Source organism: Sphingomonas sp. HF-S4 (assembly GCF_032911445.1).
GTDB lineage: Bacteria > Pseudomonadota > Alphaproteobacteria > Sphingomonadales > Sphingomonadaceae > Sphingomonas > Sphingomonas agrestis.
In genome coordinates, this window is record NZ_JAWJEJ010000001.1 from 2,623,624 (window position 1) to 2,644,352 (window position 20,729).

The window sequence follows — 20,729 nt, forward strand, 5'->3', positions numbered from 1 at the left end:
CCCATGGCACAGCAATTCACGCTCACACTCACCAATCCCGATCTGACCAGCGCCCCGCTGAACCAGATCTACACCGACAAGACCGGCGGCAACCGGCTGGATCTCACGCTGACCAACAACAGCGGCTTTGACACCTCCTTCAGTACCGCGAGCGGCGAGCTTCTGATCAAAATCCCCGCGAACATCATCGATGCCGACAGTGCGGCCAAGATCACCGTCGCCGCCCCTTGGACCACCGACGGCATCTATACCCCCGCCAACGATCCGATCCCCGGCGATAAGGGGGCATTCTACGTGGTGAAGCTCGCCGCCCCTGACGGCGCGGGCGTAACTTTCGATGACGGGACCAGCGTAAAAATTTCGCTCGCCGGCATTGTCCCGAACGCCAAGGGTAATGCCACGGTGGTTGCGACCTATAATTTCGCGGATCTCGGCATCGGGATGCAGTCCAGCGCGCAGCTCGCTGTCATCGGTATGCCGAGCCCTGGCAACCTGCCATTGATCGGCGACGGCAATGCGCTCGCCCTAACCCTAAAAGTCAACGACGGTCCCGCGACCAATGGCATTGTCGTCACCGCGAGCCCGGTCACCGCCGAAAATGCGGCCGAGAACATCGTACAGATCCTGTTCGATTTTCAGGACCAGACCAAGCCTGGCGACAGCACGCTGGGCAAGCTGGTCAATGGATGGGACCCTCTCCACCCGCCGACCTTTCAGATCCAGTTTCCCTTCTTTGCCGGATCCAGCAAATTCGCGGCGCCATATGATCTCACCGATGCATATCGCCAGGGCGATCCCAACTACAACACATACACATCAGGCTGGAACATCGGCCTGTCGCTGAGCAAAACCGACCCCAACACGCTGCAGAATGACTGGTGGGTCATCACTCCCCCCGACCCGAAGGCGGACTCGCCGATCTGGCAGGTGAGGCCGACGGCGCAGAATAAATATCTCTTCACCGGCACCACCATCGGACCGAATGCGCCGGGGCCGTTCCTCAATCTCTATTTCTCGCACATCTACACGGATTTGCAGTTCGACGAGAATAACAACCAGACGATATTGTACATGGAGTCCACGGATTTCCCGGGCTTCAACGATCGTGTCATGCAGCTCCCCCTGTTCAAGGTGCATTCTGTCAGCATCACGGATTTCTACGGCAGCATCAAAACCCAGGGCGGCATTACCACCCTCGCGCTGAACTGGCATACCGATGCCGATCACTGCCTGCTTTCGGGCGACGCCACACAGCAAGACGCCAACAGCGTGGGCGCTTATAAACGCACCATCAACCTCACCAACCCGCTGGCCTCCAGCTACACGCTCACCGCCATCGGCAACGGCGGTACCTCGCAGCTACAACGCACGATCTACGTCAGATGGATTCAGGGGGCGCTGACCTCGTCGACCACTTTCAACGTGCCGTCGGCGATCGAAATCTCGCCGGACGGAAAGACGATTTATGTTGTCGGCAATGGCAGCGTGAATGCGCTCGACAGCCAGACGCTCAATACCACCGTAACGCCGCTGACTGTGCCGGACGGCACGGTGCCGGGACAGAATGCGACGATTGCCAACATGGTGCCCAGCCCTGACGGCAGCCGGATTTATCTCGCCGATATACCCTTTGCCGGCGGTGGCGAGCTGCGCGCCTATACCTCCACCTTCCAGCCACTCCCCAATATATCGGTGGCCCAGCCTGGCAGCAACGGCTCGCCGGACCTTTACCCGATGGCGATCAGCGCCGACGGCACCCAGCTGGTCATCTCCATGCCGTTCGCCAATAATGCCAATGGACCCTCGATCCTGGGCTACAATACGGCAAACCTGAACCTGACGGCGGGATCGCCCTATAAGAACCAGAATTTGCGCGGCGTCGGCCTCGCGGTCTCGAACGGTTATGTTTTCTATCCCGACAAGAACGGGTTGGGCGTGCTCGACCGCACGACTTTATCCCCCATTGCCGGCAGCCCGGTGTCGCTGAAATCCACCGATCAGCTGGCCTATGCGCCGGGCCCGCTCGCGGTCTCGCCCGACGGAAACTTCGTCGCGACACTCGCACTCGGCGTGCTCGCCAACAGACGCGTCTTCGTGCTCTGCACGGTCGATGTCTCTGATCCCGCGAACATGAAACTTGCCAGGCGTGTCGAGGTCACCGTCGGGTTTTCCAACGCACCGCCAGCGCCGTCCACCGGCATGGCTTACTCCACCGACGGCCAGTATCTGTTCGTTTTCGGCATGGATTATTCCAAAACCCCGCCGGACACTGCCAGCACGATCTTCAATGTGTACAATTCCAGCACGCTGGAAGAGCTGGACTGGTCGCCGATCCCGGTGACGGCATTCTATGGCGACATCGTGATGGCGCCCGACGGTAGCCGCTTCTACGTCAGCACCTATGATACTGGTACGGGCACCACCGGCCAGGTGATGACGATCGTCCCGGTGCTGCCTAGTTCATGAGGCGGCGCCGAACACCAGATGGCTGAGACGGTCAGGATCCGTCTCCGCCAGCGTGACGAGGTGTGTATACCAATCCCGCTTCAGCGGCTCGTCCGAACGACTCTGCACGCCCGCCACGAGCTCCACCCAGCGCAGAAACATTTCGGGCTCGAAGCAGCCAATCTTGCGGTAGCTGGCGAGGTAGGTGCTGCAGAATCTGGCCATCAGGGCTTTTTCGCCCTCATTCGTGAGCGGCGAGCGATGCACGAAGAAGCTTAGCTTGACCCAGGTTTTGGCGACGTCGCCCAAAGGGTCTCCGCGATACGCGCTCTGCCAGTCGATGACATAACCGCGCTCGGCATCCATGAGCGTGTTGCGCGGATTGAAATCGCCATGACACAGCCGATCGGCATCCGGCATCGCCGCGACCTCCGCCATCAGGCGGCGGCGCCTGGGACTTTCCAGATGCTCCTGCAAGGCGAGGATGGAGTTGAAACACTGGACCTGGGTGGGCAGCACGGCGAACCCTGGCACATCGTGGATATCGGCGTGCAGACGCGCGAAGTCCTGCGCCATCTGATCGATCTCGCTCATGCGCGCGTATAACGCATCCTTGAGCGGCAAGGCCTCGATCCAGCGATAGCGCAGGCCCCAGCGCGCGCCCAGTTGCACCGCATCGACCAGTTCAGCGCAGGCCAGCCTAGTGCCCTGCAAATGCTTGAGCACGCTATATTCGTAATGCGCGGTATCGATCCCGAACCGCGCATCATAGAGTTTCAGGGCGATACCGTCGGCATCGGTAAAAACTTCGGCCGAATAGCCCCGGTCGCGGAAGCGGTAACGCGCAAGGTTCCTAAGACGCGTCGGCTTGAGCAACTGCAGAGTGTAGGGGTCCGGGGGCATGACGGGTTATGCCAGTCTCAGCCGATCGCGTTGTTTCTCTTTCGGATAAAAATATAACCCGCGCGCGGGAACCGGCTCGCAGGCTTGCATGGGGATCCGGGGGTCAATCGGTACTATCCCTATAGCCACAGAACATCCCCCTTACACTTCATGTCAGCGATCGATTTTCACACGGCGCCGCCGTACGCACTCGCAGACCAGACGCAGCCAATCCAGCCGTCAGAGTAATTCTCGTTGCGGGATCCACCAAACCATTTTCACCAGCCTCGCCTTCGGACGATAATAGCGCCATCGTCACCAGCCTGGGTCGGGTCGGCGATTGCAGCTTGCCCTACGGGCGACTGCATGAGTTCGTGCAGGTCGTAATAGTGGCGCGAGATACGGTTGCCGCCGCCCTTGAGCACGCCCTTCAGCTCGTACCAGCGGCGCAGACAGTGCAGGATGACGACCTTATCCCAGAAGGTTCGCTCGGCATTCACGATCGTCACGCCCGGGATTTCGAGGTCGAGACCCCGACGCATCCTCTTCGAGATAGGGGCGGATCGAATGGACCGCGTTCGGATCGAGCGCCGACTTGGCACCGGATTCGATCTTCACCACTTGGGGATATAGGCATCGGCTTCGGTCGCCGTGGGACAGCGGACCAGCAACGTCTGCTTGTCCTTATCGTTGGGGACTATCTTTAGCAGACCTTCCGAGATGCCATTGCGCGCGCGGCTTTACCAAGGCAACGCGCCGTATGATCTGCCTTTTGAGGTCTGGGGCGGCCATGTCCGAAATTTGCCTACATATTTCGGACAGTCCGAAAATTCCCTGTCTGAAAAGCAACAACAAATTTCGGACAGAGGTCCTGCAGTTTCCTTGAAGCTCGGCACTGTAGCCGATCATTGGCGCCACCTGCCCCGTCGAACGTGCGATATCCGTGCGTCTCAAGCCCGCGTCGATCTTACACCGTCGGGAGAACATTCTCACGGCAGCGCAAGATCGAAATTGTCTACTTGGCGACTTTGCGAACGGTATCGATGGCGAGCGGCGCCGTTTAGCCGGCGGCGAGCTCGGCGCGCACAGCGAGGCGAATGGCATCCGCGAGGTGCGGAGTCCCCAAACGGTGGAGCATCCGGGCCCTGTGAATCTCTACAGTCCGCACGCTGATGCCGAGCTGATACGCGATCCGCTTGTGCGGCTCGCCTGCGACGAGGCCGTTAAGCACCTCCCGCTCGCGCGGGGTCAGGTCGGCAATCTTTCGTGCCGCCTCAACGACGCTCCGATATGGTCCAGAAGCTCCCTTCTGTCGTCGTTCGAGCGCTGCGAACAGGCCGCGCGATAGTTCGGACTGGAGTAGCTCGAGCCGTTCGCTGACCCGCTCATGCGCTTTCGCCTCGGCCGCCAGGGTCTCACTCGCTTCTTCCAATTGGCTGTTACGCATCTCGATGATGAGGCCGAGCCCCTGCTCGATCATCTTTCGCTCGGTGATGTCGAGCGCCACGCCAAGGAACGATACTGGCTTGCCGTTCTCGAAGCAGGTCTCGCCGCGCGTTGCGACCCAGCGCTCGACCCCCTCGCCGCCAACAACCCGATACTCGACATCGTATGCACCGTCGCCCGTCGGGTCATAGGCCCGATGGACCGCCGTCTCGACCCGCGGTCGATCCTCAGGATGAATGCCATCGATCCAGACCTGATAGGTTATCGGGATATCGTCGGCCAAGCCCCACAGTCCGCGGATCCGGTCATCCCAGGTCAGGCGACTTTCACCGTTGACGAACTCGATCGAGTATAGCCCCAGGCCCACGAGCTCGACCGCCGCGTTCAGCCTCGCAGCGCAGGTGCTCGAATGGCTGGGCGACCGCGGATTTAGCGAGGAGGACCGCGAGGCCGTCGGCCAGCGCCTGCTACTGGTCCGCGCGCTGCGTCGCTTCTCCAACCCCGTCCGTTCGTTCGTTCGCGGCGTGCCCGCACGCTACGTGCGCTTCCGGCGCGCTCGTCGGAGCGAGGAGAAGTGGTACACCGAGGCGGGTAGCGGCAGGCTCGCCAACGACTTCGAGATCGACGTCATCCTCCTGGCGATCCTTCGCTCGGCCAGCGTCCTCCTGGCGGACCAGCGCATCAACCGGGTTATCGATGAACCAGCCTATTCGGCATTGGGTTCGATCGTCGGCGCGCAGCGGAACCAGATTCTCGTGGACGAAGCCACGGACTTCTCGCCCGTGCAGCTAGGCTGCATGCGATTGCTCGCTTCGCACTCGACGAATTCGTTCTTCGCGTGCGGCGACTTCGATCAACGCATCACGCCGTGGGGCAGCAAGCGTCGGTCCGACCTCGAATGGGTCAGCCCGGGCATCGAGATCCGGCCCGTATCGATCTCCTACCGGCAGAGCCGCCAGCTGTTCGATTTCGGGCGGGCACTTGCGGCGCTGTTCGAGACGCAGGGTGACGTCGAGCTCCCAGACGAGACCACAAACGACGCGGTCGAACCGATCCTGGTGACCGGCACGCCCGACCTCGACGATGTCGCCCGTTGGCTTACTGCCCGGATCGGCGAGATCGAGGACCATATGAAGGGCGAAGCGCTACCGACCGTCGCAGTGCTCGTGCACGAGGAGGCCGTCGTGCGCCCGATGACCGATGCCTTGAATCGTGCGTTCGCCGAGACAAACCTTCGTGCGATCGCATGCGTGGACGGGCGGATCATCGGCAGCGACGACGAGATTCGCGTCTTCGACGTGCAGCACATCAAGGGGTTGGAATTCGAAGCCGTGTTCTTCGTGGGCGTCGACAAGCTGGCGGCGGCGAAGCCGTTGCTGTTCGACAAGTATCTCTACGTGGGTGCCACGCGCGCCGCGACCTATCTCGGCATCACGTGCGAGCAGGACCTTCCGGCCAGATTGAGCGGGTTGGCGGCGGACTTCGCGTCGAACTGGAGCGAGCGCACCTAGCCCGAGGAACTTCCCTAGTGATCACAACGGCCAGCTGCTTGCGGGCCGTATGCCCCCGGCACCGCAGCTAGCGAAGGAGTTGAATGTTGAAGGCATGCGAACGTGCTACGGCTGGAACGATGTTTGAACTCACCAACCGCGACTATGCCCACTTCGGCTTCGATGACTACGATCTTGAAGCGCAACTCATCGCGATCAAGGGCTTCCTCATCCGCTCTCGCACCGTCGAGGACGAGGAGGCGGCTGAGATCAAGCGGCTCGCCAAGCGAGCCGAAGAGATCGGAAGCGAGCATCTCATCGGGATGTATACGGACGCCGCCCATGCCTCCGTATACAGCGACGCGGCTCGCGCAGCCGCCGCGATAGGAATGCTCGCTCCCTTCGTTGAAAACCTGTTCACCGGCCTTTTCCGCGAGATCGGAAAGATGGAGGACGATTATCTCGGTCGTGACAAGGATTCCAAGCGCTCGAAGCTCTCGCGCGCGCATTTCTGGAATCCGCACGTCATGTATGCCAGCCGCGAGCCGAAGCAGAACCTGACCGCCGGCATCATGCAGTTGGCCGAAGCCACCAGGCTCCTCCCCCGACTGCCGGTCGACACGACGAAGGTGCTAGAGGCGCTGTTCGAATACCGCAACGCGATGCTGCACGACGGCTTCGAATGGCCCTTGGATCGCCGCGAGAAGTTCGCCCAGCGTGTCAAGACGTGGGAACCGACATGGTTCATGTCGGCGCTCTCGAACCACAAGCCTTGGGTTTGGTATGCGACGGAGGTCTTCTTCGCGCGGGTGCTGGACTTCATCGACGAGGTCATGGACGCCGCCGGCGCCCACGTTCGCGAAGTCTACTATCCGGACAACTGAGCGGCACGTCGCCTAAGCACCTTGAGGCACGCTGCCATGTGCACATTCCATGCGCGCGCCGATACGATTCTCTCCGAGAGTCGAACCCTTTGGCCTTGATTCAACATATCCTCTTCAGACGATCCGACTTGTCCACGGCAGCGTCCAACGTCAGAATGCGCGGCACCGACACGCGCTTGGTGCTGGTGAACTCAGGCGGTAACTCGGCCCGGACCGGTGCTTCGGGGCCATTGTAGCGGACGCGAGCCTCCGCCCGCTCGAAGTCGAGCATCAGGAAAATGAGGTGATCCGCGCGGCCTTCTCCCGGCGAGAACGCTGGCCCCTTGCCGATGCCGCTGGCCTTGATCTGCACCGTGCGACCGTCATCGGTCAGGGCATCAATGCCCGGCGTGCGCGTCCGGCAAAGCTCTAACCCGAAGGCGCTTGCAGCGGTGGCCTCGCCGATATCGCCGACCAGCCGACCATCAAGGGTGAAGCGCAGAGCGGTTGCTACGTACGAAAGGACCAGGGCACGGTGCGCTGTCACCAACGCCCTCACCGCTTCCGGCAGGCGTATCGCGCCATCAAATTGGCCTGTGCGGGCAGTGCTCGCAGGTGCCGCATGCTTCATGCCAGGGCCTTGCCTGCCGCGACCAGGTTCCGGACATCGACATCCGATACGCCGCAACGGCGCAGGAATGCAGCTGAGAAGACCGCGGTCGCACGGCGCCGGCCTCGCTTGAGCTCGTACCTGTGCAGTTCCACCTTGCAGGCTTTCAGTGCCGTGACGAGATGTGCGGTCGGATCGCCTGGAAGCAGCAACAGCCTCGCGTGCGCCGCGAGATCCGGCAACACGATTGGATAGAGCGTGAGTTGGCCGACACCGCAATAGACATCGGCGGCCGAAACACTGGTCTTAATCTCTATGAGCAACGGTCCCGCACTGGTGTCGATCGCGCCATCCACCTCGTAATTGGCCGCGTGGCGCGGCTTCTGGATCTCAATCCCGAACGGCTCCAGCATGTCTTCGAGGCATTCGAGGACGTAGCCCTGGACGCGCAGTACGCGTGTTGGCTGCAACGCAGGGTCAATATCATACCAACCGCCCCGCTCTCGCTTGCCGAACAGCGCGGCCATCTGACTCTGGTCGTCAGCGGCTTTTTGCCCGTAGGTTCGCGCGTTCCAGCAGGTCCGGACGAATTCGGCGGTCGATTCGCGGATCGCGGCGTGGGGCACATGATCCAGCGGCGTGACGACGTGCCACTCCTTCCGCGACGGCGCGCCTTTCACTTGCATCGGCGCTGGCTCGAGACCGGTCCGGCGAGTGAACTCCGCCCATTGTATGCGCGGCGACGACGGGCTCCCGTGCAGGTCCCCCTGGCGCACGAGATATCGATCGCCCTTGTCGTCCACTGCTATAGTGGTTCCCGGGTTCTCCGATCCCGCGGCCCCGGGCTGATTCAATTGCACCGCGGTACCGGCTGCGGTGCCTACCCAGAAGTCGAGGTGTGTCCTCTCGTGCCTGGGGTTGCGCTCAAAACGGACATTGGTCCCAATGATCTGGTGCGCGGAACCTGCCGGTTCGGATCCTGCGATCAGGATTCGGTGCCATTCTCTATAGGCATCGGCAACCAGCCTCGCGTCGTCCCAGAGCTCCAATCCCCTAATTCCGACCATCCAGATTCTCCCCGGCTTGACCCGACGTCACGGCGCAGCGCGTTCCTGAAGAACGGACTCATGGCGTTTCAGAAGCCAGCGCGCCGTCACGACGACCGCCTGAAGCCGGAACAGTGCGTCGGATTGATTCGAGACCCCGGGGTGCGCGCCGTCGGGATGTAGAAGTTTCGCCAGGCCTGGAAGGAATGCGTGCCCCTTACCTTCACCAAACTCGTGCTTCGCACGCGATAGGAACCCCTTGTCCGCGAGCAACCGGCGCTTCGCCAGCCCGCCCTGTAGTGGTGCTGCGTCCGCACCGTAAAGATCGTCTGCGATCGCGTCGGTAAGCGCTTCGAGGAAGGTGCGGCATTGACCGTTCGCCGCCTCCCAGTCGCGTTGCGTGATGTTCTCTCTCGCGCTTTCGAGATGGCGCATTGCGGTCTCGAAGCCGTTTGCGCTGAGTAGCAGGTCCACCTCGCTCGCACTTTCCGGAAGCTCTGCAAAGGCAGGCATGCTGATCGTGAATCCCGAGGGCTCTTTCCTGGTCTCGAAAAGGCCGTCAACGGCGCAGAACATGAGCGAATAGCCGTCTAGGTTGAGGTAGCGCTCGAGCTTCTCAAGCAATGCCGCGGCGCCTCGTTCCTTGCGCGCGATTTCGATAGCCTTGTCGACAAGGACGGCGGCGAGCGGCCGTTCGCCTCTGTCGGTCATCACCCGGTGCGACGGATTCAACACCGCGAATTTCTTCAGATTCAGCATCGTCTTCGCGACCGACCCGCCGGGTTCCACCTGATCTAGCAGATCATGCTCGAGGATGAGACCTTCGAGCTCGGCATTGGTCTTGCTGAAATTCATGATGTCGCAGGCTGTGACGATCGATCCACTACGGAGCGCAGGAGGTGCGTGGGTCATACCACTTTCTGGCACAGCGAAAGCTGTCAGGCGAGACTTGCCGTTAACTGCCCAGCATTGAGAGATGGGTCCGTCCGGAAAGCGCGATTTGACCCGAGCGCGCTGTGTCTGGTGCCGGCTACGGATGTTCGAACGACGGCATAAGTCGCTTTGTTGTGGCAACGGGGCCGCTTCACGTCAGTTTGGCAGGCACGACCAATCGTCAAGCGAACCCGAGGCCGCCGCCGATGTGAAGCCACTCAGCGCGGGATGCTTGACGTTCGTTCTGGTTAGCCGAAGCGCTTCTGTCTGAGGCATGATGTAGAAGCGATCGGCGGCACGATCGATGCCAGCGGAAGTCATTCCTAGCCGCACCAGCATATAAAAGAGACCAGGTGTCGGGCTTTTGGGTTTTACCATCCACGCGCCAGGTTTGCACTTGCCCTTGACGTCAACGATGAATGCCTCGCCACTGGGGGCTCGCACCACGAGGTCCGCGAGTGGTGCGTTAGGCCCCAGAGTGAGGCTAACGGAATAGCCGCGCCGAGTCAGCTCGCCAGCTGCCAGAAAGACTGCGGCCCATTCGGCCTCGTTCCGCGTCATGGTCATTCGTCCTGGCTAAAGGGCACCCGTTTAGTTTGCGTGAACCGTGTCCGTGCCCGTCGGCAGGGTGCCTCGCAGCGCGATGCGTTTGGCGCGCGGGATTTTCTGAGCGCACACTGCGGCATGCGATGCAGCCGCAGGGTTCGCTGCTTTCCCGTTTGCCCGCGCATGCACGCTTGCCTTGGACCGGGGGCGCGGCGGCGGCTGGCCCCCTTGGCCCGCGCGCACGCCGCCGCGCCTGCGGTGTCGGCAAGGGTGCGTCCTTGTTGTTTGCATCGCGTCGCTGCGACCGCGCTCTACGGCGCTTCGCGCCGCCGGGGCGCGGTGCGTCCCGGCCTGGCGGTGACGATCGCTGGCGCTTTCTGATGCGGTCGGCGCGCTCGCGCGCCGGCGCTGCTGGGCCGGTCCCGGTCAGCGGGATGGCCGTCGCGCCCTTCTAGGCCCGCTCTGGCGGGGCGCAACCCGGGCGCTGCCCGGGTCCTCCACTCGCGTTCCTGCCTGCGGTGCGCCCCGCCCCTGGCCGCGGGCCTTTTCGGGCTTCCTCGCCGCCCACCCCGCTTTCTCTACATCGGCGTGTTCGCGCTGATCCTGAATCGCTTCCAGACGCTCGCCGACATCATCTTCCGCTCGTTCGCCCAGGCAGGCCTGACCGCGGGCGGGGGGACGATTTCGGCCGACGACCTGCTGCGCCCCGGCCGTCTCGCCGGCACCGGGTTCCAGGCTGCCTGGCCACTGCTCGACCAGGCCAGCGACCTGCTCGGCTTCACGACCTTCTTCGAGAACTTCATGACGATCATGGTGCTCCTGATCGCTTGGGTGATCGTGATCGTCGCCTTCTTCATCCTCGCGGTGCAAATGTTTGTCTGCATCCTCGAGTTCAAGCTGACGACCCTGGCCGGGTTCATCCTCGTGCCGTTCGCCTTGTGGAACCGCACCACCTTCCTCGCCGAGCGCGTGCTCGGCAACGTCATCTCGTCCGGCATCAAGGTAATGGTGCTCGCCGTCATCGTCGGCATAGGCTCGGGCTTCTTCACCGAGTTCGCCTCCGCGCTCCAGGGCAAGGAACCCGATATCGGCCAGGCGATGAGCCTCGTGCTCGCCAGCCTCGCATTGTTCGGCCTCGGTATCTTCGGACCCGGCATCGCCTCCGGCCTCGTGTCCGGCGCGCCGCAGCTCGGCGCCGGCTCGGCGGTCGCAACCACCGCGCTCGCGGCGGGCGGGTTCGCAGTCGCCGGCGGTGCGGGCGTCGCCGCGGCCAAGGGCCTTGCCGGAGCCGGGCTCGGAGCGATCCGGGCCGGCACCTCGATGGGGTCTGCCGCGTCGACCGCCTACAAGCTCGGCCAGGAGACCTCCGGTTCCAAGTCGGTCGCCGCCGGCATGAGCGGTGTCGCGACCGCCGCCCGTGGCGCCGCCGCGCAGCGCATGGGCGGTGGGCTCGGGCTGCGAGCAGCGGCGGCCGAAGGCCAGCGCGCGGCGTGGAATGCCGGCACGACGGGCGCGCAGTCGCACCCCGGGGAAGCGCCGAGCCCTGCGTCTAACGCCATGCCGGGTTGGGCGCGCGACCTCCAGAACACGCAATCCCGCCGTCACCATCGCCAGGCGGCGATCCACGCCCTCCAGGGCTCGGATCGCGGCGGCGGCGGCGCAACCCCCGACATCAAGGAGAAGGACTGATGCGCTTCAAACGTGCCGTCCAGCGCTACGGGCGCACGGACGAACCCGACACCCCGTACCGCCGCGCCGGCCAACTCTGGGACGAGCGGATCGGCTCTGCCCGGGCCCAGGCCAGCAACTGGCGGCTGATGGCATTCGGCGGCCTCGCGCTGACCACGGGCCTGTCCGGCGCGCTCGTCTGGCAGTCGATGCAGAGCCGGGTCGTCCCCTATGTCGTCGCGGTCGACAGCCTCGGCCAGCCGCAGGCAGTGTCGCCCGCCGCCGCCGAGTACCGGCCGACCGACCCCCAGCTGGCCTGGTTCCTCGCGCGCTTCATCACCGATATCCGCGGGCGCTCGCTCGACGCGGTGCTCATGCGCGAGAACTGGCTCCAGGCCTATGACTTCGCGTCGAAGCGCGGCGCGATCTTCCTCGGCGAATATGCCCGCTCGGCGAACCCGTTCGCCGATGTCGGCGACAAGACCGTATCGGTCCAGGTGACCAGCGTCGTCCGCGCATCCGCGTCGAGCTTCCAGGTGAAATGGGCCGAGCGCGCCTATGAACGCGGGAGCCTCGCCGGCACGTCGCGCTGGACCGCCATCGTCACCGTGCTTCTCAAGCCCCCGCGCGATGCCGACACGCTGCGCAAGAACCCGCTCGGCCTCTATGTCGATGGGATCGACTGGAGCCGCGAGCTCGACACGCCCGCCGACCATGCGCCGGCGCCCGTGCCGAATGCCGGCGTGCCGAGCGGATCGCCGCTCGATCCCAACCTCGGCCAGCCCGCCCAATCCCAACCGGAGATACGCCCATGAACCGCATCCTGCTTGCGGCGAGCGCGCTCGCCGCCGTTCCCGCCCATGCGCAAACCGCGCCGCCGCAACCGACCCAGCCGGTCGCGGCGAGCCCGGGCGCGGCGCCCCCTGTCGCGAAGCCCGTCGTGCCCCCCGCGCCGGTGCCGCCACCGATGGCACGCCATCGCCATGTGCCGTCCGCCGCGGAGCTTCGGGTCCGCACGGCGAATGCCAAGGCGATCCAGGAGCCGGCGACTCCGGCCTTCGTCAATGCCGTGCAGGTCTATCCCTTTGGCGAAGGCGTCCTGTACCACCAGGCCTTTGACGTCAGCGCAACCGTTCAAGACGGCAGGTGGGCAGTAGCTCTGCGCAATAACGGAACGCGCACTAAACGCGTGCCATCCTTGAGGCTGACGACGATAGATCCTCCAGTCGCGCGCAGGCAATTGCCTCGCAGGAATCAGTCTGCGAAGGTGGGTTCAATGACGATTGGATTGGCATGACGACTGCGCATTACGGCGTCGGAGCGTACACGATCGCAGAGGCCGCGCGTCTCCTGAGGATGACGCCCACGCGCCTCCGCCGCTGGATATATGGCTACGAGTATGAAGGCGGGGAGGGCTCACAGCCCGCGCTTTGGCGTCCACAGTACGATCCAGAAGACGATGGGCAACTGATTGGATTCCGTGACCTGATTGAGGCCAGGATCGTCGAGGGATTGCGCCGGGCGGGCTTCGGCCTGCCAACAATCAGATCATGCATCACTGCGGCGCGCGAAATTCTCGGAGATGAGCATCCGTTCTCTACAACTGCTTTCAAAACAGACGGGCGAAAGCTATTCCTTGATATCGCTGGCACCGTTGAAGACGCCGTCATGTATGATCTGCGATCGCGGCAGCGCGTGTTTCGAGATTTTGTTCTTCCATCGCTATCCGGCCTAGACTTCGGGCCGGACTTCGCCGAGCGATGGTGGCTGGTTCCTGGACGCCGCACGATTGTTGCCGATCCGGAACGCTCATTCGGTCAACCGATCGTTGCCGCGTCGGGACTGCTAACGTCGCGGGTACTTCAAGAATTGAAGGCGGAAGGCACCCCGGAGCGGGTGGCCAAGCTCTACGAATTGCCCGTTCGCTCGATCCGAGACGCGCTCCGTTTTGAGCGCGACCTCCAACTCCGCAAGGCGGCTTGAAGCTTTTCGTCGACGAGAATTTACCCCCGCAGTTGGCGCGGGGCCTTGCCGCATTGTTTAACGGTGATCACGAGGTGATCTGCCACCGGGACAAGTTCGGGATGCAGTGCCGGCTCGATGAAGAGTGGATTCCTGAATTAGGGCGCGAGGGGGATTGGGTCGTTCTGTCTGGCGATGTGAACATTGCGCGCAAGCGGCCGCAACGCGAGTTGTTCTTCCGATCGAACCTTGTGGGCTTCTTCCCGCGCCCTGCCGTTATGGAACTCCCTCTTGCGAAGAAGGCGGCGAGGATACTCAGCGTATGGGAGCGGATGGTCGGTATATCTCGCGACGTGCGGCCAGGAGTTTTCGAGCTTCAGCAGCGCGGAGATCAGTTCAGGGCGCTATGAGGCGAGAATGGACCGACTTGGCGAGCGCGGCTGACTAATTGTATTAATTAGACGCTCCAGGTGCCGCGGAATAGGATGAGGAAATGCGTGCGCCCTACGATCCGAGGCTCGCAGGGCCGCCCTCGCGATACTCGCCCGCGCTCGGGAACAATTCGCTGACACGGTACGAGGGCCAGGTGAAGCTGAGGCTTGGCCATGCCGCGTTCGGAAGCATGCTGCTTCCGGAACTCATCTTCGCGAAGCTAGCGGAAGACGCGGCTGATGACGCTGCGCATGCGACGGGCGCTCTCATAACGGCCCGTCGCCTCGATCTTGCGCAGTACGGCGAGCACCTCCTGCACTTCGATCTCATGAAGCGGCATTTCGCCGAGGAACGGGTAGACCATATCAAGCAGCCAGCGCACCTTGCGGAGGGTCACCTCGGCGCGCTCCTCACGAGTGATCTTGGCTAGCCATTCCTCCGCCACGCCCTTGAACGTGGTGTTGCCGTCGATCTGCGCGCGAAGCTTGCGACGCTTCTTCTCGACGGCGGGATCGATGCCATCGGCGACCATCTTGCGGGCAGCGTCTCGTTTGTCGCGTGCATCGGCGAGGCTGACTTCCGGCCAGACGCCGAGCGCGAGAGTCTTGTCCTTACCACTCCAACGATAGCTTAGTCGCCAGTATTTTGCGCCGTTGGGCATGACGAGGAGGTACAGGGAGCGCTCATCAGCGAGCTTGTAGGGCTTCGTTCGAGGCTTGGCGTTCCGGATCGCGAGTGCGGTAAGGCCCATGGGGTATCTCCATCCAAAAACGGGTGGATTGGGAGCCGAAATATACCCACAAAAGCGGGGGTATATGGGCGAACCCACCCGAACCATGTCGGACAAGATATTTGAAAAAGGCCTTTGGCCCCAGCCACTTACGCGACGCCGATGGGCGTCAATGGACTGGAAAATGGTGCCCAGAAGAGGACTCGAACCTCCACGCCCTTGCGAGCGCCAGCACCTGAAGCTGGTGCGTCTACCAATTCCGCCATCTGGGCACGGGGTAGGCGAGCGCCTCTACGGAGGCGCGTATGTGCTGTCAACCATCTGGCCGACGATTTGCCCATCGCGCCAGTATCAGATCGACGAATGTGCGAGAGCCCAGACAAGAGCCGCTCCGTCGCCCCCGACCTGCCCGGCTCCGGCACGCCGCACAATGACGATTCTCCTGTCCCGCCCCGTGCCGGGCTTCGCGCCCCTCCCAGCGCTTGCGCCAACCCGCCACGTCCACCTTCTCCCACAAAGTCAAGGGCTTCTCGAAAAGCTCCAGCCTTAAGAGGATTTGCTATGGACTTGAAGTAATCACCGACTAATTTCGCACATATCTGATCTAAATCATAATCGAGTCGTGCGGAGTATCTTTCGATCGGACATTTGATCGGATCGATACGATCGGGGATTGGGGAAATTATAGTGAATTCAGCGAAGCGCGCGACATTGCTGTGGCGCGCCGCAGTCGCGACTCCTTGCCCGTTCGGGGCTCGACTTGTCCGAACTGCGTCATGATGGGAGGATGTCGACGTGCCCACCTATACCGGAAACAACAGCAACAATACCATCAACGGATCGAATGGTAACGACACCATTTACGGTCTTGGCGGACACGACAGGCTCTACGGCCGCGGCGGCAACGACACCATTTATGGCGGCACCGGCAATGACGAGATCGAAGGCAATGACGGCACCGACACGCTATACGGCGAGGACGGCAACGACACGCTTTCGGGCGGCAACGGCAACGATATTCTGAGCGGCGGCTCGGGCAACGACCGGCTCTATGGCGATGCCAATGACGATACGCTCTTGGGCGGCACCGGCGACGACGAGCTTCACGGCGGCACCGGCAACGACACGCTGAACGGCGATGCCGGCGACGACACGCTGTGGGGCGATGACGGCAACGACTTTCTGTACGGCGGCACCGGAAATGACCGGCTGTTCGGCGGCAGCGGCATCGATACGCTCGATGGCGGCGCCGATGACGATGAGCTCTCGGGCGGCACCGGCAACGATACGCTCAGCGGCGGCGACGGCAACGACACGCTGAACGGCGACGAGGACAACGATACGCTGAGCGGCGGCAATGGCGGCGACATTCTCTATGGCGGTTCGGGCAACGATACGCTCACGGGCGGCGCGGGCACTGACTATCTTGACGGCGGCACCGGCACCGATACCGCAGTCTATTCGGGCAATTTCGCCAACTACACGATCTACCGACTCGGCTTCGTCACCGGCGTGGTGCATAACGGCCCGGGCGGGCCGGGCACCGGCGCCGACGGCAGCGACTTGCTCGTCTCCATCGAGCGGTTGCAGTTCGCCGACGTCACGATCAACCTGCTCGGCAACAACGCGCCCGTAGCCAACAACGACGCGGTTGCGCTCACCGAAGATGCCGGCAGCTACAATAGCGGCGCCAACAGCGTGCTTGCCAATGATTTCGATTTCGACGGCGATACGCTCACCGTCACCCCCGGCGTGTTCAACGGCACCTATGGAACGCTGACCCTCGCCGCCAATGGCACCTACAATTACGTCCTCAACGGCACCGCGCAGACGCTCGCCCAGGGCCAGCTCGCGCAGGACAGCTTCACCTACACCGCCTCGGACGGCAGCGCGACCGACACGGCCAACCTTGTCTTCACGATCACCGGCCTCAACGATGCGCCGGTGGCCAATCCGGACAGCGCCGCGACCAGCGAGAATGCGACCATCCTGATCAACGTACTCGCCAACGACACCGATGTCGACATCGGCGCAGTGCTGACCGTCACCACCGCCTCAGCGCCCGCCGGCCAGGGCAATGCCGCGGTGGTCGGCAACCAGGTCCAGTTCAATCCCGGCGCGGACTTCAATCATCTCGCCGTCGGCGCGACCCAGTTGGTCACGCTCAGCTATTCGATCACCGACCAGTTCGGCGCGACTTCGGCCTCGACCGTATCGGTCACCGTCACCGGCACCAATGACGGCCCGATCGCAAATCCCGACACCGCTACGACCACCGAGAATGCGACGGTGGTGATCAACGTGCTCGCCAACGACACCGACCCCGATACCGGCGCGACGCTTACCGTCACCACCGCTTCGGCGCCGTCGGGCCAGGGCAGTGCCGCAGTCGTCGGCAATCAGGTCCAGTTCACCCCCGGCAGCGACTTCGACTATCTCGCGGTCGGCGAAAGCACGGTGGTGACGCTCAACTATTCGATCACCGACGATCAGGGCGCCACCGCCTCCTCGACGGTCGCGGTGACTATCACCGGCACCAACGACGCCCCGACCATCGACGCGGGCGGCACCGATGCGAGCGGCAGCGTCACCGAACTGCCCAACGGCGCCCCCAACGAGAACGCCTTCACCCATCAGGACAGCGGCACGATCGCCTTCGACGATTTCGACCTGACCGACACCCACAGCGCCAGCTTCGCCGCGCAGGGCCCCGGCTATCTCGGCACCTTCAGCCTCGATCCCGTCAACCAGGCCGGCGACAATGTCGGCTGGAACTTCCAGGTCGACGACAGCGCGATCGACTTCCTGGAGGAAGGCGAGACGATCACCCAGACCTACACTGTCACGATCGACGACGGCAATGGCGGCACCACCACGCAGGACGTCACCGTGACGATCACCGGCGAGGGCGACAATTCGCCCCCCGACGCGGTCGACGACGCGTATAGTGCGCCCGGCAACCTCACCCTCACCGTCGACGCGAGCGAAGGCCTGCTTGCCAACGACACCGACGATGGCGGCGTGGGCACTGGCCCGGGCCAGGCATCGGTAACCGCCTATGACGCGGCCTCGGCCAATGGCGGCACCGTCACGGTCAATCCCGACGGCTCGTTCAGCTACGAGCCCCCCGCCGGTTTCAGCGGCACCGACAGCTTCACCTACACGATCACCGATGCCGAGGGCGAAACCGACACCGCGACGGTGACGATCAGCGTCGGCAACCCGGTCTGGTTCATCGACAATGCCGCGACCGGCAGCGCCGATCTCGGCACGCAGGCCGATCCGTTCACCTCGCTGGCATCGTTCAACGCCGCGCAGGGCACCCCCGAAGGCCCGGGCGCGGGCGACACCGTCTATCTGCGCCAGGGTACCGGCACCTATGCCGAGGCCGACGGCATCAACCTGCTCGATGGCCAGACCCTGGTCGGCGGCGGGCAGGATCTGGTGATCGGCGGCGAGACCTATGAGCAGGGCACCGGCCGTCCGACCATCATCACCACCAGCGGCAGCAACAACGGCGTCGATCTGGCCCAGGACAACAATGTCTCGGGCTTCGACATCGGCGACACTGCGGGTGCAGGCCTGGCCGACAGCAATGGCAGCGTCGGCAGCCTGACGGTCAGCGACGTGGGCAAGTCGGGCACCGGCCAGATCGTCGATATCGACCAGGGCGGCACGCTCAACGTCACGCTCAACAGCGTCACCTCGCTCGGCTCGAGCGGCGGCGCGATCGATCTTGCGGGCGTCGGCGGCAGCTTCACCGTCACCGGCGCGACGACGATCAACGGCCTCCACAGCGGCGGCGGCATCGACATCACCGGCTCGTCGATCAGCGCAAGCTTCACCGGCGGCGGCAGCGTCGCGACTGCGGCGGCGACCGCGGTCAACTTCACTGGCAACAGCGGCGCGCTGGCGCTGGGCGGCGGGTTCGACATCGTCACCACCAGCGGCGCCGGGCTCAACGCAGCCGGCGGCGGCACCGTCACCGCCACCGGCGCCGGCAACAGCGTCACGTCGGGCAGCGGCGTCGCGATCAGCGTGATCGGCACCGCGATCGGCGCCGACGACCTCACCTTCGAGAGCGTCTCGGCCAATGGTGGCAGCTACGCGATCCGCCTGAACGGCACCGGTGCCGAGGGCGGGCTCCACGTCACCGGCCTCGCCGGCGTGGACGGATCGGGCGGCACGATCCAGAATATCGGCATCCGCGGGATCGAGGCGATCGGCACCACCGATCTCCAGCTCGGCAATCTGACGCTGACCAACGCCAACACCGTCAGCGGCGTTTCGACCGACCTCGACCTCAGCGCCTCCAACGCCGCGATCTATCTGAGAAACGTCGCCGGCGTGGCGATCGACAATGTTGACATCAACGGCAGCGCCGACACCGGCATCGTCGGGATCGACGTCGCCGACTTCACCATGACCGGCAGCTCGGTCTCGCAGGCCGGCGACGCCCCCAACGAAAGCGGCATCGAGTTCTTCAACCTCTCGGGCAATGCCTCGATCACCGACAGCGAGATCGCCTTCGCCGAGACCAACGGGCTCGACATCGTCAACACCGATGTCGACTTGAACCTCGTCCTCGACAACGTCACCTTCCGCGACAGCCAGACCACCGGCGGCGGCGGGCCGGCCAATCCCAATGGCGAGGGCGGCTTCCAGTTCCGCAGCTTCAGCACCGCGGCGGGCGCCCCGGTCACCAATATCGATATCATCGACAGCGACTTCATCCGCCTGCGTACCCAGGCGATCCAGGTCTCGGGCGACCATGACAGCATCCTGAGCGTCAACGTCACCGGCAGCCTGATCGACAGCCAGGCCGATATCGGCAGCGGGATCGACTTCACCGCCAACGGCGCCGCGCAGTTCGATTTCAACGTCCTCGACAACGACATCGCCAGCCGGGGCGGCGCCGCGGTCAATGTCGTCGCACTCGCCGGCGCGCATATCGAGGGCCGGATCAACGACAACGACATCGTCGCCAATGGCGTCGGATCGGGCATCCGCATCCTCGCGCAGGACACCGGCACCACCGCGATCGTCGAGGCACGCAACAACGGCGTATTGATGGGCACCGGCAATTCCAGCGCGGCGATCGACGCCACCGCGCGCTCGGGCAATGCCCGGCTCGACCTGACGCTCGACAACAACAATCTCGATTCGAACCCGAGCGCGCTCGCCGACATCAACATCACCGCGGGCTCGTCGGCATCGGGCGAGACCAGCTCGGTCCATGCCAACATCATCAACAACCATGTCGCCGCGGGCGGCCCGACCAACCTGCTCCGCCTGCGCACCGCCGATCTGGACGGCACTTCGGACCCGCGCATCTATCTCGAAGGCTTCGTCGAAGGCGGCCCCGGCCTCGACGACGACGCCGTCGCGACGTGGAATGCCAACGGCAACACGCCGTTCGCGACCACCGCGAACATCAACGTCACCCAGACCGGCGGCGCCACCGGCCCGAGCGCCGGCACCGCGCTGGTGCCCGACAACCCGACGCCGATGATGCTGTTCGCGACGTCCGAGCTTTCGTTCCTGGCGTTCGCGAGCACCGCGCCGGTCGCCGAATGCCAGGTCGCGCCGTTCGAATGGACCGATATCGGCCACGATGCCGGGCTGTTTTATCATGAGAGCCTGATTTGATGGGGTGAGCCAGCACAGATTCCCCTC

General features: G+C 63.7%; 16 protein-coding genes, 1 tRNA gene and 1 pseudogene. 9 read left to right on the top strand and 9 right to left on the bottom strand.

Features of this window, described 5'->3' with window-relative positions:
• Positions 1-3 precede the first annotated feature (3 nt).
• Positions 4-2,466, top strand: coding sequence for a YncE family protein (locus tag RZN05_RS11875; RefSeq protein WP_317226818.1), 2,463 nt, complete (start codon positions 4-6; stop codon positions 2,464-2,466).
• On the opposite strand, the gene RZN05_RS11880 is transcribed toward RZN05_RS11875, so the two are convergent.
• From RZN05_RS11880 to RZN05_RS11890, 3 genes are all read right to left on the bottom strand, one after another.
• Positions 2,461-3,321, bottom strand: coding sequence for an aminoglycoside phosphotransferase family protein (locus tag RZN05_RS11880; RefSeq protein WP_317226819.1), 861 nt, complete (start codon positions 3,319-3,321; stop codon positions 2,461-2,463). The two genes, RZN05_RS11875 and RZN05_RS11880, sit on opposite strands and share 6 nt — an antisense overlap.
• 284 nt (positions 3,322-3,605) lie before the next feature.
• The gene (locus RZN05_RS11885) at positions 3,606-3,869 is read right to left on the bottom strand and encodes a nucleotidyl transferase AbiEii/AbiGii toxin family protein (protein ID WP_317226820.1); all 264 of its coding nucleotides are present in this window, start codon (positions 3,867-3,869) and stop codon (positions 3,606-3,608) included.
• 518 nt (positions 3,870-4,387) lie between these two features.
• A complete protein-coding gene (locus RZN05_RS11890; protein ID WP_317226821.1) occupies positions 4,388-5,140 on the bottom strand; it encodes a response regulator transcription factor in 753 nt (250 codons plus the stop codon).
• On the opposite strand from RZN05_RS11890, the gene RZN05_RS11895 reads away from it, so the two are divergent.
• On the top strand, positions 5,106-6,284 hold the full coding sequence (locus RZN05_RS11895) for an ATP-binding domain-containing protein (protein ID WP_317226822.1): 1,179 nt from the start codon (positions 5,106-5,108) through the stop codon (positions 6,282-6,284). The two genes, RZN05_RS11890 and RZN05_RS11895, sit on opposite strands and share 35 nt — an antisense overlap.
• Positions 6,285-6,403: 119 nt before the next feature.
• Entirely contained in the window at positions 6,404-7,147 is a 744-nt protein-coding gene (locus tag RZN05_RS11900) for a hypothetical protein (protein WP_317226823.1), read from the top strand.
• Positions 7,148-7,247: 100 nt separating this feature from the next.
• On the opposite strand, the gene RZN05_RS11905 is transcribed toward RZN05_RS11900, so the two are convergent.
• From RZN05_RS11905 to RZN05_RS11920, 4 genes are all read right to left on the bottom strand, one after another.
• Complete coding sequence (locus RZN05_RS11905) at positions 7,248-7,757, bottom strand: DUF6998 domain-containing protein (RefSeq protein ID WP_317226824.1); 510 nt, start codon at positions 7,755-7,757, stop codon at positions 7,248-7,250.
• Positions 7,754-8,785 carry a hypothetical protein gene (locus RZN05_RS11910; RefSeq protein ID WP_317226825.1) on the bottom strand — a complete coding sequence of 344 codons (1,032 nt, stop codon included), beginning with the start codon at positions 8,783-8,785 and terminating at the stop codon, positions 7,754-7,756. The genes RZN05_RS11905 and RZN05_RS11910 overlap by 4 nt, the downstream gene beginning before the upstream one ends.
• 45 nt (positions 8,786-8,830) lie before the next feature.
• Positions 8,831-9,637 carry a hypothetical protein gene (locus tag RZN05_RS11915; RefSeq protein WP_317226826.1) on the bottom strand — a complete coding sequence of 269 codons (807 nt, stop codon included), beginning with the start codon at positions 9,635-9,637 and terminating at the stop codon, positions 8,831-8,833.
• A 234-nt stretch (positions 9,638-9,871) separates the two neighbouring features.
• On the bottom strand, positions 9,872-10,282 hold the full coding sequence (locus RZN05_RS11920; protein ID WP_317226827.1) for a PDDEXK-like family protein: 411 nt from the start codon (positions 10,280-10,282) through the stop codon (positions 9,872-9,874).
• Positions 10,283-10,831: 549 nt separating this feature from the next.
• Between RZN05_RS11920 and trbL the strand changes: the two are divergent.
• The 5 genes and pseudogenes from trbL to RZN05_RS11945 all read left to right on the top strand — a co-directional run.
• Positions 10,832-11,950, top strand: a pseudogene (trbL, locus tag RZN05_RS11925) (P-type conjugative transfer protein TrbL); the annotation flags it as partial.
• The gene (trbF, locus tag RZN05_RS11930; RefSeq protein WP_317226828.1) at positions 11,950-12,744 is read left to right on the top strand and encodes a conjugal transfer protein TrbF; all 795 of its coding nucleotides are present in this window, start codon (positions 11,950-11,952) and stop codon (positions 12,742-12,744) included. The pseudogene trbL and the gene trbF, both read left to right, overlap by 1 nt.
• Positions 12,741-13,226: a hypothetical protein gene (locus RZN05_RS11935; RefSeq protein ID WP_317226829.1), complete on the top strand. Its 486-nt coding sequence runs from the start codon at positions 12,741-12,743 to the stop codon at positions 13,224-13,226. The genes trbF and RZN05_RS11935 overlap by 4 nt, the downstream gene beginning before the upstream one ends.
• Positions 13,223-13,912: a DUF433 domain-containing protein gene (locus tag RZN05_RS11940; protein ID WP_317226830.1), complete on the top strand. Its 690-nt coding sequence runs from the start codon at positions 13,223-13,225 to the stop codon at positions 13,910-13,912. The genes RZN05_RS11935 and RZN05_RS11940 overlap by 4 nt, the downstream gene beginning before the upstream one ends.
• A complete protein-coding gene (locus RZN05_RS11945) occupies positions 13,909-14,301 on the top strand; it encodes a PIN-like domain-containing protein (RefSeq protein WP_317226831.1) in 393 nt (130 codons plus the stop codon). Before RZN05_RS11940 ends, RZN05_RS11945 begins: the two co-directional genes overlap by 4 nt.
• Before the next feature lie 242 nt (positions 14,302-14,543).
• Here the strand turns inward: RZN05_RS11945 and RZN05_RS11950 are convergent, their stop codons facing one another.
• Entirely contained in the window at positions 14,544-15,074 is a 531-nt protein-coding gene (locus RZN05_RS11950) for a tyrosine-type recombinase/integrase (RefSeq protein WP_317226832.1), read from the bottom strand.
• A 164-nt stretch (positions 15,075-15,238) separates the two neighbouring features.
• Positions 15,239-15,325 (bottom strand) — tRNA-Leu (locus tag RZN05_RS11955).
• Between the two features lie 523 nt (positions 15,326-15,848).
• Here RZN05_RS11955 and RZN05_RS11960 point away from each other — a divergent pair.
• Complete coding sequence (locus RZN05_RS11960; protein ID WP_317226833.1) at positions 15,849-20,702, top strand: beta strand repeat-containing protein; 4,854 nt, start codon at positions 15,849-15,851, stop codon at positions 20,700-20,702.
• Positions 20,703-20,729 lie beyond the last annotated feature (27 nt).